Here is a 17,338-nt window from a genome sequence, read left to right as displayed (position 1 = left end):
GCTCGAAAAAACTGACAAAAAACGCCTTAATTTACCTTAAAAAGCGCTTCCTTGACATATTTTCCACATTTTCTCCATTTTTTAGCCTATCCTCACTGTCTAAACTAATAGCATGTGATTAAACCGATATTTCAGTCGGACATAATCAAGCAACATCTTGGCCTTGCGTTTGAGAGAATGTCGAAGAAATGAATCAAAATAATAAACACCGTACTTTCCTTTTCCGTGCAGCACTGGCCGCTATTGCCATTGCTGCCGCTATATTTTTCTGGCACCAACTTAAAACCCCTCAACAATCTAGCCCATCTGATCAATTCTCTGGTTTAAGACATTCCCCTTTACCCCCTGTACAGGTTGCCACAGCAAAAGAGCAGGCAGTCCCTCGCTTTCTGGCCGGGCTTGGCACTATTCAGGCCGCCAATACTGCCACGGTAACCAGCCGGGTTGAAGGTCAGCTTATCGCTTTGCACTTTCAGGAAGGACAACAAATTAAACAAGGGGATTTACTGGCAGAAATTGATCCACGCCCTTTTCAGGTTCAACTAGCACAAGCCAAAGGCCAGCTTGCTAAAGATGAAGCAATATTGGCGAATGCCCGTCAGGATCTCAATCGCTACCAGAAATTGGCAAACACTCACCTGATTTCCCAACAAGAAATGGATAATCAACGTGCTCTTGTCCGCCAACACGAAGCCAGTCTGAAAGTTGATCAAGCAGCAATTGATAGTGCAAAACTTCAACTCACTTACAGCCGTATTACCGCTCCCATTTCCGGTAAAGTGGGCTTGAAACAGATCGATGTAGGAAATTTTATTTCCAGTGGTAACAGCTCTCCTATCGTGGTTATTACCCAAACCGATCCAGTAGATGTGCTATTTTCACTCCCTGAAAACGATATCAATGCTGTTTTACAAGCTCAGAAAACGAATCATGACGTCGCTGTTAGTGCCTGGGATCGCAATAACCAGCAACAACTTGCCGAAGGAAAACTGTTGAGCATTGATAATCAAATTGATGCCGCTACCGGCACAATTAAGCTGAAAGCCCGTTTTTCCAATCAAGATAGCATCTTATTTCCAAATCAGTTCGTTAATGTCCGTATTAAAGTCGATACACTGGAAAACGCAGTGGTGATCCCAAATGCTGCCCTGCAAATGGGTAATGAAGGGAATTTTGTCTGGATGTTAGGTAAAGAGAATAAAGTCAGCAAACATCTGGTCACGGTCAAATTGCAGGATACAAAACGCGTTGTTATCAGTACCGGCTTAGCAGCAGGTGATAAAGTGGTCACTGATGGTATCGATCGCCTGACAGATGGCGCTAAGGTGGATATTGTCACACCGATGGCAAATAAGCCTCAGCCACAAAAACACCATAAAACGGAGAATTCCTGATGCAGGTAAACTCCCCAATCCCAGGAGGCGGACCATCACGCCTGTTCATCTTGCGACCTGTTGCCACCACGCTGTTTATGGCAGCAATCCTACTGGCAGGTATTATCGGCTATCGCATGTTGCCCGTGTCTGCATTACCAGAAGTGGACTATCCCACCATTCAGGTGGTCACACTCTACCCCGGCGCAAGCCCCGATGTGATGACTTCGGCAGTCACCGCACCACTGGAGCGCCAACTCGGACAGATGTCTGGCCTTAAACAGATGGCTTCTCAAAGTTCCGGCGGGGCTTCCGTTATCACATTACAATTCCAGCTAACTTTGCCGTTAGATGTCGCCGAGCAGGAAGTGCAGGCGGCTATCAATGCAGCCAGTAATTTATTGCCTAATGACCTGCCTTATCCCCCTATCTACAGCAAAGTTAATCCCGCTGATCCACCGATTCTAATGCTAGCAGTCACCTCCGATGCAATGCCGATGACACAGATTCAGGATATGGTGGAAACCCGTATCGCACAGAAAATTTCACAGGTCAATGGCGTAGGATTGGTGACACTCGCCGGCGGCCAGCGACCAGCCGTCAGAGTGAAGCTAAACGCCCAAGCGGTCGCTGCACAGGGATTGGATAGCGAAACGATCCGCACCGCTATCAACAATGCTAACGTTAACTCCGCCAAAGGTAGCCTTGATGGTCCGACTCGCTCTGTCACGCTTTCGGCCAACGATCAGATGAAGTCAGTAAATGATTACCGCAACTTGATCATTGCCTATAAAAACGGCTCACCGGTACGGTTACAAGATGTCGCAACCATTGAACAAGGCGCTGAAAACACCAAACTAGGTGCATGGTCAAATAACAAACAAGCCATTGTGATTAATGTTCAGCGCCAGCCAGGCGCCAATGTGATTGAAACTACAGATAACATTCGTCAGATGTTGCCGGAACTTATCAGCAGCTTGCCAAAGTTCGTCGATATGAAAATCCTGACTGACCGCACGACAACCATTCGTGCCTCAGTGAAAGATGTTCAGTTTGAGCTGTTACTGGCAATTGCTCTGGTTGTTATGGTGATTTATCTGTTTTTACGTAACGGTATCGCAACACTTATCCCCAGTATCGCCGTTCCTCTTTCACTGATCGGTACATTCGCAGTGATGTATTTCTGCGGTTTCTCCGTCAATAATCTGACGCTAATGGCGCTCACCATTGCCACCGGTTTTGTCGTAGACGATGCCATTGTGGTCATTGAAAATATCTCCCGTTATATAGAACAAGGCGAGAAACCGATGACAGCAGCATTAAAAGGTGCGGGTGAAATCGGTTTTACCATTATCTCCCTGACTTTCTCTTTGATTGCGGTACTGATCCCGCTGCTTTTTATGGGCGATATCGTTGGCCGCCTGTTTCGTGAGTTTGCCATTACCTTGGCCGTGGCAATTCTGATTTCAGCCATTGTCTCACTGACATTAACCCCCATGATGTGCGCTCGAATATTGAAACCGGAATCACAGATAAAACACAATCGTTTTGAACAAGCCAGTGAACGCTTTTTTGAACAAATGATTGCCGGTTATGCTGTATGGCTAAAAAGAGCACTGAACCACCCGTGGATCACCTTTAGCATCGCCCTAAGCACATTGGTGCTAACTGCCCTGCTCTATCTGATGATTCCAAAAGGATTTTTTCCATCACAGGATAATGGGCTGATTCAGGGAACACTGGAAGCGCCGCAATCCATTTCCTTTGCTGCCATGGTGAATAAACAACAGCAGGTTTCATCCTTATTACTGCAAGACCCGGCAGTAGAAAATATCACCACTTTTGTGGGCGTTGATGGCAGTAACCCAACATTGAATAACGGGCGACTGCAAATCACACTAAAACCACTCAATCAGCGTGATGACAGAATCGTTGACATTATTCCGCGTTTGCAGGAAAAAGTTGCCGCTATACCCGGCATAAAACTCTATCTGCAACCGATGCAGGATTTGACGATTGACACTCAGGTTACTCGTACCCAATACCAATTCACTTTGCAGGCAACCTCTCTGGATGAACTGAGTATCTGGGTGCCAAAATTACTGGCTGAACTAAAGCAGAGAGCAGAGCTAATTGATATCAGCAGTGACTGGCAAGATCAGGGGCTGATCGCCTACGTTAAAGTAGACCGAGACATTGCCAGCCGATTGGGCATCTCAATAGCCGCTATAGATAACGCACTCTATAACGCATTCGGCCAGCGGCTAATTTCAACCATTTATACGCAGGCTAATCAGTATCGGATCATCTTGGAACATGATGTGACATCGACTCCAGGGCTGGCAGCATTTGATAACATCCGCCTTAACGGAACTGACGGCCATGTCGTACCTCTCAGAACTATTGCAACTATTGAACAAAGATTTGGCCCACTGGCAATCAATCATCTAGCTCAATTTCCCTCAGCAACATTTTCTTTCAACGTTGCCGAGGATGCTTCTCTTGAACAGGCGGTCAATGCTGTTCGTGATGCCGCACAATTGATCAAAATGCCCAAAGACATTTCCACCCAATTCCAGGGAACAACACTGGCATTTGAAAGCGCACTGGGCAATACATTGTGGCTAATCGCGGCGGCTATTATCGCCATGTATATCGTGCTAGGCATACTGTATGAAAGCTTCATCCATCCGGTGACAATCCTCTCCACATTACCGACAGCGGGAGTGGGTGCACTATTAGCACTGATGATGGCAGGTCATGAACTGGATGTCATTGCGATCATCGGCATTATCTTGTTGATAGGTATTGTGAAGAAAAACGCCATCATGATGATCGATTTTGCGCTGTCAGCGGAACGTGAACAGGGATTATCGCCTTACGAAGCCATTTATCAAGCGTGCTTATTGCGCTTCCGTCCGATTCTGATGACCACAATGGCAGCATTACTTGGAGCACTCCCCTTGATGCTTAGCACCGGTGTAGGCGCTGAATTACGTCGTCCTCTGGGTATCTGTATGGTCGGTGGACTGATTATGAGCCAGATCCTGACACTGTTTACTACGCCAGTGATCTATTTACTGTTTGACCGTCTGGCCCACTATCGCCGCAATCGCCAGCTCTTAGTTTCAAATACCTCATCTATTGATCATCAGGAGCCGCGGTGAAATTTTTTGCCTTATTTATCCAACGCCCTGTTGCCACCACGCTATTGAGTTTAGCCATAACCCTATGTGGAGTATTGGGATTTACCTTGTTGCCGGTTTCTCCTTTACCACAAGTGGATTTTCCGGTGATCTCCGTTTACGCCTCATTACCGGGCGCTTCACCGGAAACAATGGCCTCATCTGTCGCGACTCCGCTGGAGCACGCCTTAGGCCACATTGCCGGAGTCAATGAAATGACGTCCAGTAGCTCCCTTGGCAATACCAATATCACGCTTGAATTTGATCTCAATCGTGATATTAACAGTGCAGCACGGGATGTACAGGCAGCGCTGAATGCCGCTCAAAGCCTGTTGCCTTCCGGTATGCCTAGCAGGCCGCATTATTACAAAGTCAACCCGTCTGATGCCCCAATCATGATCCTCACATTGACTTCCGATACCTATAATCAGGGGCAGCTTTATGATTTTGCGTCTACACAACTGGCTCAGAAAATCGCCCAAGTTGAAGGTATCAGTGAAGTTTCTGTTGGCGGAAGTTCATTACCCGCAGTCAGAGTTGAATTGAATCCTGGCGCCCTGTTTCATCAGGGAGTTTCGCTGGATGCGGTACGCAAAGCTATCAGCAATGCCAATGTTCGCCGCCCACAAGGATATGTGGATTCCGATCAGCAACACTGGCAAATTCAAACGAATGATGAGTTAAAAACAGCCGAAAACTATCGCCCGATCATCGTTCACTACAACAATTCACCAGTGCGATTGCAGGATGTAGCAAATGTAAAAGATTCTGTTCAGAATGTCAGAGCAGCCGGAATGTCTGGCGGTAAACCGGCTATTTTATTGATCATTCGCCGCGAGGCTGGCGCGAATATTATCGCCACAGTAAACCGTATCCGTGAACAATTACCTGCATTACGTGAATCTATTCCTGCCAGTATTCAACTTAAAGTTGCTCAAGACCGCACACCAACTATTCGTGCTTCAATAGTGGAAGTAGAACGAGCATTGGTGATTGCTATCGGGCTGGTCATTCTGGTGGTATTCCTGTTCTTGCGTTCTGGTCGCGCAACATTGATCCCTGCCATCGCGGTACCTGTTTCACTCATTGGCACATTTACCGCTATGTATCTGTACGGTTTCAGTTTGAACAATCTTTCCTTAATGGCGCTGACGGTTGCCACAGGATTTGTGGTAGATGATGCGATTGTGGTACTGGAGAATATTTCCCGCCACCTTGAAGCAGGCATAAAACCCATGCAAGCGGCACTACAGGGTGTCCGGGAAGTGGGTTTTACGGTCCTCTCGATGAGTATTTCGCTGGTAGCAGTCTTTATCCCGCTTCTGCTCATGGATGGATTGGTTGGTCGGCTGTTTCGTGAATTTGCCATTACCCTAACCACATCAATCAGCATCTCACTGTTGGTTTCTCTAACACTAACGCCAATGATGTGCGCTCATTTACTAAAATCTCAGCGTCCCAAAGCACAGAAGAAAATACGAGGATTCGGTAAAGTTCTACTGAAAATTCAGCAAGCTTACGGACGCTCCCTGATGTGGGTTCTTAATCATAGCCGTTGGGTATTGTTAATTTTGGCCGGCATCATTGCCCTAAATGTCTGGCTCTATATCAATATCCCCAAAACTTTCTTCCCAGAGCAGGATACCGGTCGCTTGCTAGGGTTTGTTCGGGCAGATCAAAGTATCTCTTTCCAATCTATGCGTGAAAAAATGAAAAATTTCATGCAGACAATCAATGCAGATCCTACGGTAGACAACGTTATCGGTTTTACCGGTGGTGGGCGGGTAAATAATGGCTTTATGTTTATCTCTCTAAAGCCATTGAAAGAGCGTTCAGAAAACGCTGAACAGGTTATCTCACGCCTGAGAATTAAACTTGCCAATGAACCGGGAGCAAATCTATTTCTCATTCCGGTACAAGATATTAGGGCTGGCGGTCGCCAGGCTAATGCCAGCTATCAATTCACATTGCTGGCAGATGATCTGAATGATCTTCGCAAATGGGAGCCTGTTATCCGTAAAGCATTAGGGCAATTGCCACAACTGACTGACGTGAATTCAGATAAGGAGGATAAAGGAGCTGAAATGGCAATAATCTATGACCGCGATACCATGTCTCGTCTGGGCATTAATGTCAGTGAAGCCAATAATTTGCTAAATAATGCTTTTGGTCAGCGACAAATATCCACCATTTATCAACCACTTAATCAGTACAAGGTGGTGATGGAAGTTGCACCAGAATATACACAGGATGTCAGCGCACTGGAAAAAATGTTTGTGATTAACAATCAAGGAAAAGCCATTCCGCTCTCCTATTTTGCTCACTGGCAACCGGCTAACGCGCCACTCAGTGTAAATCATCAGGGGCTTTCTGCTGCTTCAACCATTGCTTTCAATCTATCCGAAGGCTATACCCTCTCTGATGCTATCAATGCGATTGAAAGAACCATAACCGAACTTGGGGTACCTTCAACGGTTCGTGGCACTTTTGCAGGCACCGCCCAGATTTTCCAGGAAACCCTGAAATCACAATTATTCTTGATTCTGGCTGCCATTATTACCGTCTATCTGGTGCTAGGTATCCTGTATGAAAGTTATATCCATCCATTGACTATTCTCTCTACCCTGCCTTCCGCCGGTATTGGTGCCCTGCTGGCATTGGAACTGTTTGACACACCATTCAGCCTGATAGCATTAATAGGCATCATGTTATTGATTGGTATCGTGAAAAAGAACGCCATTATTATGGTGGACTTTGCTATTGAAGCTCAACGTAACGGTAATATCCGCGCCCGTGATGCGATATTCCAAGCCAGCCTGTTACGTTTCCGTCCGATTCTGATGACCACACTGGCCGCCTTGTTTGGTGCCCTGCCACTGGTTTTGAGTAGTGGCGACGGTACGGAATTACGCCAACCCTTAGGAATAACCATTGTGGGTGGTTTGGTTATGAGCCAGCTTTTAACACTGTATACCACACCGGTTGTCTATCTCTGTTTTGATCGACTAAGGGAAAAATGGCAACAACGGCGTACCGCTAGGCAAATTATGGAGCCATCATGAAACTCAGCATCAGTGGTAAACTGTTTATGGCCATTTTCGCCACTTGCATGCTAGTACTCATCACCATGCACTGGGGCGTAAGAAGCAGCTTCCAGTATGGTTTTATTGGTTATATAAAACAAAATATCCAGTTACGTACTGCCATGTTAGCCGAAGCACTGGCCGAACAATATCAACAATATGGCAGCTGGAAATTCTTAAAGAGGAATGACCGGGTAATTTTTCAAATTATCCGCTCCATTGAACAAACCAGTGAAAGCCATCAAGGTCCACCACCTCGCGGTTGGCGAACTCAATTTTGGGTGGTGGACAGTGACATGAAACCGCTGGTCGGTCACGAAGGTAAAATCCCGTCAGAGACTTATCGCAAACCGATCATCTATCATCATCAAATCGTTGGCTGGGTCATTGTTAGCACATCAGATAAAATTACCCGTCAAGCGGATATCAGTTTTGATCGCCAACAACAACTGACAAGCTGGATAATTGCCGGTTTATCTACCTTGCTGGCAATGATAGCCACGCTATTATTATCCCGCGGTATGTTAAAACCCGTTAAACGTTTGGTTGAAGGGACACATAAACTGGCAGCCGGTGATTTCAGTGCCCGAGTCACACCATCAAGTAAAGATGAAATTGGTCAGCTTGCCCACAATTTTAACCAGCTCGCCAGTACCCTGGAAAAAAACGAGCAGATGCGTCGCGATTATATGGCGGATATTTCTCATGAACTGCGCACTCCCCTTTCTATATTGCGTGGTGAATTGGAAGCGTTACAGGATGGTGTTCACAAACCAACGCCAGAAACACTCAATTCGTTATTGGCTGAAATTACCACATTGACCAAACTGGTTGATGATCTACACCAGCTATCTCTATCCGATCGTGGGGCGCTGGCATACCGGAAAGAATTTATCAACATCAGTGAGTTAATTCAGGTTGCTATCGCATCTTATCATGGACGTTTCCTTGATAAACAAATCCAAGTGGATGTTAAACTTCCTGAAATTATTATGGTGTTTGCTGACCCAAGCAGATTGACTCAGCTATTTCATAATTTACTGGAAAATAGTCTTCGCTATACCGCTGATAATGGAAAATTGATCATTAAAGGTTGTTCTGACGATAACCACTTCATTCTGAATTGGGAGGACAGCAAGCCCGGCTTGTCACCAGAGCAATGCCAACAAGTTTTTGAACGATTCTACCGCAGTGAATCCTCACGAAACCGTGCCAGTGGTGGATCAGGACTTGGATTAGCCATTTGCAATAACATCGTTGAAGCACATAACGGTACGATCCATGCCGAACCCTCACCTTTAGGTGGCCTGAGAATTATCGTAGAATTGCCGCTAACTGAATCCCTCGACGACGAAACGTTATGAGTACAGAATTTGGGCATTATACTGTTTTGATTGTTGAAGATGAGCCAAAGCTTGGGCAATTGCTGGTTGATTACTTGCGAGCGGCTGATTACGAAACCCAATGGCTACTGCGAGGTGATGAAGCGGTCTCCCATGTGCAGCAACACAATCCAGATATTATTTTGCTGGATTTAATGCTTCCAGGTTGTGATGGCATCTCTATTTGTCGGGAAATTCGCCGCTTCTCTGACGTACCGATTATTATGGTCACCGCCAAGACGGAAGAAATTGACCGTTTACTTGGATTGGAAATCGGGGCAGATGATTATATTTGTAAACCTTACAGCCCACGTGAAATTGTCGCGCGAGTTAAAACAATTCTTCGTCGCTGTTACCGACCACAAGATATTGTCAAGCAAAGCGATCTACAAATTGACGAAGCCTGTTTCCAAGCACGTTACCGCGATCAAATACTGGATTTGACCCCAGTTGAATTCCGGTTATTAAAAACGATGGCAAGTCGCCCTGGGCAAGTATTTTCCCGCGATAAGTTATTGAATAATCTATATGACGATCACCGAATCGTGACAGACCGTACCATTGATAGCCACATTAAAAATTTACGCCGTAAACTGGAACAATTGGATAACAGTAAAACATTCATTCGTTCTATTTATGGACTTGGTTACCGATGGGAAGCGGATATATGCCGTTTGTTATAACTGTCACACTTTAACTGAATTAAATTTCTTTCAACCTTTCACCGGTCAGAAATTCAGCTATATTAAAAATACTTACCTTTAATTAGAGGAATTTCTTATGGCTGTAGGTTATTATGATCTTAAGAGAACAAAAAACAAGCAGTATTACTTCAATTTAAAAGCATCGAACGGTGAAGTTATCCTTACCAGTGAAATGTATACTACCAAGGCAGCAGCGAATAAAGGAATTCGTTCTGTCCAAGCAAATTCACCGGCAGAAAAAAACTTCGAAATCAGAGAAAACAAATCTGGCAAGTCCTATTTCGTGCTGAAAGCGAGAAACTATCAAGTTATCGGCATCAGCGAGCCTTACGATAATGAAGTGGCAATCAAAAAAGGCATTCAATCTGCAATTAAACATGGCTCTAGCGTCAATGTTCGAGATCTGACAAAGTCAGAATAATATTTTTTCATGATAAACCGCACCTTATCAGTTGAAAGTCATCGTCAATTGATAAGGCGCTCTCCATCGATCAAGAGAACCGAACGTTTCATACTAATAAATTTGTATCCGCAACAAAATACGCGTTAGAATCCCCGGCCTTATCCTTACTTTTTATAGTGAAAACTCATCTCAACTCAAACCGAGAATTTTTTAACCATGTTTACTCCAGAATTACTTTCCCCTGCCGGTTCGCTAAAAAATATGCGCTATGCTTTTGCCTATGGCGCAGATGCCGTATATGCTGGTCAACCACGTTATAGCCTGCGTGTTCGCAATAATGAATTTAATCACGAAAATCTGGCACTCGGCATTAAAGAGGCTCATGAGCTTGGTAAACGCTTTTACGTCGTGGTCAATATTGCTCCTCACAATGCCAAATTGAAAACTTTTATCCGTGATCTAAAGCCTGTCATTGATATGGGACCTGATGCCCTCATTATGTCTGATCCCGGGCTGATTATGATGGTTCGTGAAGCTTTTCCTGAAATGGAAATTCATCTTTCCGTTCAAGCTAACGCGGTTAACTGGGCGACAGTAAAATTCTGGCAACAAATGGGACTAACGCGGGTTATTCTTTCCCGTGAACTTTCTCTGGATGAAATTAACGAGATTCGCCAGCAGGTTCCCGATATGGAACTGGAAATTTTCGTACATGGGGCATTGTGTATGGCCTATTCCGGTCGTTGCCTATTATCCGGCTATATTAATAAACGCGATCCCAATCAGGGAACCTGCACTAATGCCTGCCGTTGGGAATATCATGTCCAAGAAGGCAAAGAAGATGATATCGGTAATATTGTGCATATGCATGAACCGATACCGACAAAAAGTATCGAGCCAACATTGGGAAAAGGCACACCAACAGATAAAGTATTTACCTTCGAAGAAGCAAAACGCCCTGGTGAATATATGTCAGCTTTCGAAGATGAACATGGTACTTACATCATGAATTCCAAAGACTTACGTGCAGTTGAGCACGTTGAGCGATTAACTAAAATGGGCGTTCACTCTCTGAAAATCGAAGGACGAACAAAATCCTTCTATTACTGCGCTCGCACAGCACAAGTTTACCGCCGAGCCATTGATGATGCTGTTGCAGGGAAACCTTTTGATCCAACGCTGCTAACAACATTAGAAGGACTTGCTCATCGCGGCTATACCGAAGGATTTTTGCGCCGTCATACCCATGATGCCTATCAGACTTATGAATACGGTTACTCGATATCCGATACCCAACAATTTGTTGGTGAATTTACGGGTGAGCGAGTCAACGGATTGGCTGAAGTGGCTGTCAAGAATAAATTCATGATCGGAGACCGTCTCGAATTAATGACACCATCAGGCAATATCCAGTTTACACTGGAAACAATGCAGGATAAAAAAGGCCAACCAATGGAAGTTGCGCCTGGGGATGGGTATATTGTCTATTTACCAATTCCTAAACAAATTGATATTAATTACGCCTTATTAATACGTAATCTAAATGGTATTAATTCTCAATATCCTCAAACGAACCGAGACTCAGACAAATAATCATCAATATCCCCTCCTGACGATGATATATTTCTTTTTTTAGAAACAGATCACATCAATACTATTTTATTTACCGTAGTATTGTTGGTGAAAAATAAAAAATTAAAAAAGTTTTACAGTAAGACTAGGAACCACCTCCTTGGCCGGCTCAATCTCCCTTGAGCTGGCCTTTTCTTTTTTGCTCTGGGAAATAAAATCAACAAGTTACAGAATTCATTCACACGATTAATTAAATAGATAAATTTAACTATTAAATCAATGAATGTTTATATTCATCTGTTTCTGATACCCTTAATATTAATAAGAAAATATTTCTACTTATTGAAATATCACACTATCTAAAGAAATGTAATTAAAATTTTCCACTGTTTAATAATTCAGGAAATCCATCATATTTAGACCAAATATTATACAATTTGATAGAATTAATCAGGTAAAGATTATGACAACAGATAATTACAATTTACTTATTGTTAAAACTATTAGTTCAACATTTACCTGACGACTATATCGACTTAATAACCCAAAACGGCTTTTGTTTCATATATACCCGTCATCTTTCAAGTTGCCTCTTTGTTGGCTGCACTCACTCACCCCGGTCACATAGTTATCTATGCTCCCGGGGATTCGCTCCCTTGCCGCCGCGATCCATCTTGAAATCCATAGGGTATATCCATAGAATAAATAAGGGCAAAATAGCCAAATCACCCCAAAGATGATAAACGATAGCGCAGTACCTGTTGCTCCCTCATAGAAATGAAGTTTAATCCCACAATAGGAGCTGCTTAGTAAACCAAAAGACAATAGAAACACATTTTTACACCGGATCAGCATGAAAAATATCATCTAACAATAACATCAAGAAAAATCAGCTTACATCAACAGATCCAATGACTTTATAAAAAATCGTTTGCAAACAAGTTACTAAAGAGAAAACGTAATAATAAATTACTCTTGGTAAATGGAAGAAAACCAAAATATCAACATTCGTAATAGAAACATGAGAAATTTTTCATCCGTGAAAAAATCAAACTATATTGATGTATTTCTTAATCAGCTAATTGATTGATGAATACAATCAAAACTAAAAATTTAGTATAATTATTATTTTGTATTATTATCACTTTTACGAAAGAATAAATAACTATATTGACTGTTGCTTACAGGATTATATAGATTTAAAAACATTGACGTCAAAAATGGTTATTTAACATATAATGGGGAAACATAGTTATAAATAAATTGACAAAATAAAAAATTATTCACACAAATAATTAAAATCAATAAAATTTATCTCTAATAGCGTTCAAAAAATATGAATACTCAACCTTATAAAACTTATTTAAATGATATAAAAACATATTAAATCTTTACAAAAAAATCATATAACAAAATAATCAGTTTAGCGATAGAAAGATAAAACGATAAATAACACTCTTATTTATCGGTTAATTAAGTTATATACCCTATGGATTTCAAGATGCATCGCGACGGCAAGGGAGTCAATCCCCGGGAGCATAGCAAACTATTTCACACCCATATCAACCACCTAAAGAATGGTAATGTCACTCTTACACTAAATAGCTACTTTGCTGGTAATAAAATTCTCTTTAAAATCCTACCTGAAGCGATCCACTACCACTTCCCTCCCAATATAACTTGTTATCCTAAAAAGGATAAATGACAATCGATAGCATCTTTTCATAACTGGAGTAAGACATGACTGATATCGCTAAGTTGTTAGGCAAAGATGCGGACAGTTTATTGCAACATCGTTGTAATACCATTCCGAGTGAAAATCTTTATCTGCCAGGTGCCGATTTTGTTGACCGCGTAATGATCGACAATAACCGACCCAATATGGTTCTGCGCTCCATGCAAACATTGTTAAATCATGGTCGCCTTGCAGGTACGGGTTATTTGTCTATTTTGCCGGTGGATCAAGGTGTAGAACATTCTGCTGCCGCTTCTTTTGCAGCAAACCCACTCTATTTCGATCCAAAAAATATCGTTGAACTGGCTATTGAAGCCGGCTGTAACTGTGTTGCCTCTACTTATGGCGTGTTATCCGCTGTTTCTCGTCGTTATGCTCATAAGATCCCATTTCTGGTTAAACTGAACCACAATGAAACACTGAGCTATCCCGCTCAATATGATCAAACTTTATATGCTAGTGTTGAGCAAGCATTCGAGATGGGTGCTGTTGCCGTTGGAGCAACAATTTACTTTGGCTCTATTGAATCACGGCGTCAAATTGAGGAAATTTCAGCCGCCTTTAAACGGGCTCATGAATTGGGCATGGTAACGGTATTGTGGGCCTACCTACGTAATTCCGCCTTCAAAAAAGAGGGGGTAGATTATCACTCCAGTGCAGACCTCACAGGCCAGGCTAACCATTTAGCAGCCACTATCGGTGCCGATATCGTTAAACAAAAAATGGCCGAAAATAACGGCGGCTATACGGCGATTGGCTTTGGTCATACCGATAAACGTGTTTACACTAATTTGACTACCGATCATCCTATCGATCTGGTCCGTTATCAGATAGCTAACTGCTACATGGGTCGCGCCGGTATGATTAACTCAGGTGGTGCATCCGGTAATAATGATTTAAGTGACTCCGTTCGTACCGCCGTCATTAATAAACGCGCAGGCGGCATGGGGTTAATCCTTGGTCGTAAAGCTTTCAAAAAATCCATGAAAGAAGGTATTGAGCTGATTAATGCGGTTCAAGATGTCTATCTGGATAAGCAAGTGACTATCGCGTAAATCAAGCTTGTCAGCGTAAATCAAACTTGTCGCCGGTGATAATGAATAGATAGTAAGTCGCTGCCAACGTTGAGTTATCCTCTTCTCACAGCCTAAACACCTTACTCTTCTTATTCATTATCACTTTCTCACCAAATCCCGAAAACACCAATCAGCTACTCTCACCACCACTGATGAAAATGGTGCACAGGCCCGATTCCTTTTCCTACATCTAACGAGTCCGCCTGTTCTAACGCCGCCTGGAGGTATGCTTTGGCAACAGGCAGTGTTGTCTGCCAATTCGAATAACGCGGACGCAAAGCAGCCAGTGCAGCGGAGAGCGTACATCCTGTTCCATGAGTATGACGAGTATTGATTCTGGGCGCAGTAAAACGCCATTCTCCCTCAACAGTAAATAGCCAATCAGGGCTTTCATGTTCTGTAAGGTGCCCGCCTTTCAGTAAAACGGCTTCGCATCCTAGCGATAATAGTTCACGCCCTTGTTTTTGCATGTCCGTTTCGGTTTTTGCTACAGAGCATTTCAATATCGCTGCGGCTTCCGGCAAATTTGGGGTAATCAACGAAACCTTCGGTAATAATCGTTCAACAACCGCGGAAACCGCTTCCGGTGCCAACAACGGATCGCCACTTTTCGCAATCATTACCGTATCCAATACAACATAAGGAACGACATAACGGCTTATTGTGTCGGCAACGACGGCAACATTGGCCGCATTGGATAACATGCCTATCTTAGCGCTATCAATTCTGATATCTGACAACACAGATTCAAGCTGTGCCGCAACAAAAGTAGGATCGATATCATAAACAGATTGCACACCACAGGTGTTTTGCGCAACAAGCGCGGTCATTACTGTTGTGCCATAAGCACCAAGTGCGGAGAAAGTTTTTAGGTCGGCTTGAATGCCAGCACCGCCACTAGGATCAGTACCGGCAATTGTCAGTGAATTGATTCTCAATAGGTACCCCTTCCAACCAGCAAAAGAAAAGCAAGTATATCCGTCATCTTTCAAGTTGCCTCTTTGTTGGCTGCACTCCCTTGCCGTCACGATGCATCTTGAAATCCATAGGGTATATCAGGAAAAGATACCTCGACTTCCCTACGCTGGCATTATCCAGATCAGGTATTACGGGTTCATCTCAGCTCTGTGAAGAGCACCCCGAGTCAAAACAAAAACACCCTATCAGATAACTAACAGGGTGATATCGGTATATCATTGTTGCCAATAAAAAATCAAACAGACAACAAATTTATTTCGTCAATCCAAAATGATTGACAAAAAAAAGTTATGCTGTAGTAACGTTTGCCGCAGAAGGACCTTTCTGACCGTCCTGAATTTCAAACTCAACTTTTTGACCTTCGGCCAGAGTCTTGAAACCCTCGCTCTGAATAGCGCTAAAATGTACAAACACATCTTTGCTACCATCAGCCGGAGTAATAAAACCAAAACCTTTAGATTCGTTGAACCACTTTACAGTACCAGTGATTTTTGCCATTTTAAGAATTTCCTTCGGATCACTTAATTCTAATTCGCCGTTCGGCGCAACATAAAAACTAGAGCAAGTTGCTGCTATTAATAGAGCTGTATAACAGAACCATACCTCGTTTACCCGAACGATTTATCACATATTCTTAATATGATGGCAAGCCATTTTTTATCAGCTATGGAGCTAACGCACATATTTAAAATTCTTAACAACAATTATTGTTTAACATAGCCGCAAAAATTTGAAAAACCAAGGTTATCCTAATTAGCTTACAGTTTATCCACTCAACAAAACCCCAGATAACATAAATAATCCTAATTTATTTTGCCTGTCTTATTATTAGATTTTTTATATCTATAGTACGGTCATAGAGACCAATCTCTACTGTTTGAGTGAAAGAAAAAATCAACACATTCCCAATATTAGTTGACTAAAACATCAGTATTAAATATACCCAATTAATACCTATCACATCTTAATATTAATTTTTCGTTTAACTTTTATTGAAAATAGCAAGAGTAGAATTCCTGAATTTAGACGTTTGTCATATTTTACGTGATACGAAGGATCTTCCCAATTTATGTCGTCGGGAAATTGGAGCAATAAATAATGAAGTTTGATTTAACCGCAGCCTGTACCCTATCAGCCACTCTTTTAGTCTCATCTGGGGCAGTGTTTGCAACAACGGCAGATACTGCTAACAAATCATTAACAACCACTGAATCTCACACCCCGATCAGTTATGGCAACAATTCGAGCAGTTTATGGGAAAAATTCAGCAATAATGTCGCTCTCACCTGGGATGCACCCAACAATGAACTTTATCTGCCGGTAATTACTTGGCATAACAGACATACCTACGATAAAGAGAAAACCGATAAATATAATGAGCGGCCCTGGGGTTTCGGCTATGGTAAATATCGTTACGACGAAGACAACGATTGGCATTCCCTTTATGCAATGGCTTTTATGGATTCTCATAACCGTTTGGAACCCATCGTTGGCTATGGATTTCAGAAGATGTGGATACCCGGTGATTTAGAGGGTTTCCGAATGGGAATTGGTTTCACTCTGAGCGTTACAGCTCGTCATGATTATTATTATGTCCCTATTCCACTCCCATTACCGTTATTCTCCATAGAATATGATCGGTTATCGTTTCAAGGAACGTACATTCCCGGCACATATAACAACGGTAATGTACTCTTCGCCTGGTTACGTTGGCAGTGGTAACCGGATAAAAAATACCAGGCTGTGTGACATCAGCCTGGTATTTTTATAGTGATAATCCAGGTATACCCGTTATCTTTCAAGTTGCCTCTTTGTTGGCTGCACTCCCTTGCCGTCGCGATGCATCT

Annotated in this window: 12 protein-coding genes and 1 riboswitch; of the genes, 9 read left to right on the top strand and 3 right to left on the bottom strand. The window is 42.9% G+C overall.

The window, feature by feature from the left end; all coding sequences use genetic code 11:
- The first annotated feature begins 188 nt into the window (after positions 1-188).
- The 7 genes from ACGF49_RS08255 (at position 189) to yegQ (ending at position 11,723) form a co-directional block, all read left to right on the top strand.
- Positions 189-1,394, top strand: a complete 1,206-nt coding sequence (locus tag ACGF49_RS08255) for an MdtA/MuxA family multidrug efflux RND transporter periplasmic adaptor subunit (RefSeq protein ID WP_113041076.1) — start codon at positions 189-191, stop codon at positions 1,392-1,394.
- The gene (locus ACGF49_RS08250) at positions 1,394-4,540 is read left to right on the top strand and encodes an MdtB/MuxB family multidrug efflux RND transporter permease subunit (RefSeq protein WP_113041077.1); all 3,147 of its coding nucleotides are present in this window, start codon (positions 1,394-1,396) and stop codon (positions 4,538-4,540) included. The genes ACGF49_RS08255 and ACGF49_RS08250 overlap by 1 nt, the downstream gene beginning before the upstream one ends.
- Positions 4,537-7,620: a multidrug efflux RND transporter permease subunit MdtC gene (mdtC, locus tag ACGF49_RS08245; protein ID WP_387490498.1), complete on the top strand. Its 3,084-nt coding sequence runs from the start codon at positions 4,537-4,539 to the stop codon at positions 7,618-7,620. The genes ACGF49_RS08250 and mdtC overlap by 4 nt, the downstream gene beginning before the upstream one ends.
- Positions 7,617-9,005: a two-component system sensor histidine kinase BaeS gene (baeS, locus tag ACGF49_RS08240; RefSeq protein WP_113041079.1), complete on the top strand. Its 1,389-nt coding sequence runs from the start codon at positions 7,617-7,619 to the stop codon at positions 9,003-9,005. Before mdtC ends, baeS begins: the two co-directional genes overlap by 4 nt.
- Complete coding sequence (baeR, locus tag ACGF49_RS08235; protein ID WP_271858612.1) at positions 9,002-9,706, top strand: two-component system response regulator BaeR; 705 nt, start codon at positions 9,002-9,004, stop codon at positions 9,704-9,706. Before baeS ends, baeR begins: the two co-directional genes overlap by 4 nt.
- Before the next feature lie 97 nt (positions 9,707-9,803).
- On the top strand, positions 9,804-10,148 hold the full coding sequence (locus ACGF49_RS08230; protein WP_113041081.1) for a YegP family protein: 345 nt from the start codon (positions 9,804-9,806) through the stop codon (positions 10,146-10,148).
- 198 nt (positions 10,149-10,346) lie between these two features.
- On the top strand, positions 10,347-11,723 hold the full coding sequence (yegQ, locus tag ACGF49_RS08225) for a tRNA 5-hydroxyuridine modification protein YegQ (protein WP_113041082.1): 1,377 nt from the start codon (positions 10,347-10,349) through the stop codon (positions 11,721-11,723).
- Between the two features lie 540 nt (positions 11,724-12,263).
- Here yegQ and ACGF49_RS08220 read toward each other — a convergent pair.
- Positions 12,264-12,536: a hypothetical protein gene (locus ACGF49_RS08220; protein WP_146748048.1), complete on the bottom strand. Its 273-nt coding sequence runs from the start codon at positions 12,534-12,536 to the stop codon at positions 12,264-12,266.
- Between the two features lie 906 nt (positions 12,537-13,442).
- On the opposite strand from ACGF49_RS08220, the gene fbaB reads away from it, so the two are divergent.
- Positions 13,443-14,492: a class I fructose-bisphosphate aldolase gene (gene fbaB / locus ACGF49_RS08215; protein ID WP_113041083.1), complete on the top strand. Its 1,050-nt coding sequence runs from the start codon at positions 13,443-13,445 to the stop codon at positions 14,490-14,492.
- A 161-nt stretch (positions 14,493-14,653) separates the two neighbouring features.
- On the opposite strand, the gene thiD is transcribed toward fbaB, so the two are convergent.
- Together thiD and cspE are read right to left on the bottom strand one after the other, a co-directional pair.
- Positions 14,654-15,451, bottom strand: coding sequence for a bifunctional hydroxymethylpyrimidine kinase/phosphomethylpyrimidine kinase (thiD, locus tag ACGF49_RS08210; protein WP_113041084.1), 798 nt, complete (start codon positions 15,449-15,451; stop codon positions 14,654-14,656).
- Between the two features lie 121 nt (positions 15,452-15,572).
- Positions 15,573-15,665: riboswitch (TPP riboswitch) on the bottom strand.
- A gap of 114 nt (positions 15,666-15,779) precedes the next feature.
- Positions 15,780-15,989, bottom strand: a complete 210-nt coding sequence (cspE, locus tag ACGF49_RS08205; RefSeq protein WP_036781809.1) for a transcription antiterminator/RNA stability regulator CspE — start codon at positions 15,987-15,989, stop codon at positions 15,780-15,782.
- Between the two features lie 600 nt (positions 15,990-16,589).
- Between cspE and pagP the strand changes: the two genes are divergently transcribed.
- The gene (pagP, locus tag ACGF49_RS08200) at positions 16,590-17,213 is read left to right on the top strand and encodes a lipid IV(A) palmitoyltransferase PagP (protein ID WP_387490491.1); all 624 of its coding nucleotides are present in this window, start codon (positions 16,590-16,592) and stop codon (positions 17,211-17,213) included.
- Positions 17,214-17,338 lie beyond the last annotated feature (125 nt).

The sequence above is a fragment of the Photorhabdus sp. RM96S genome (assembly GCF_042879335.1).
GTDB classification, from domain to species: Bacteria; Pseudomonadota; Gammaproteobacteria; order Enterobacterales; family Enterobacteriaceae; genus Photorhabdus; species Photorhabdus kayaii.
This window is presented reverse-complemented; position numbering and strand designations above follow the sequence as displayed.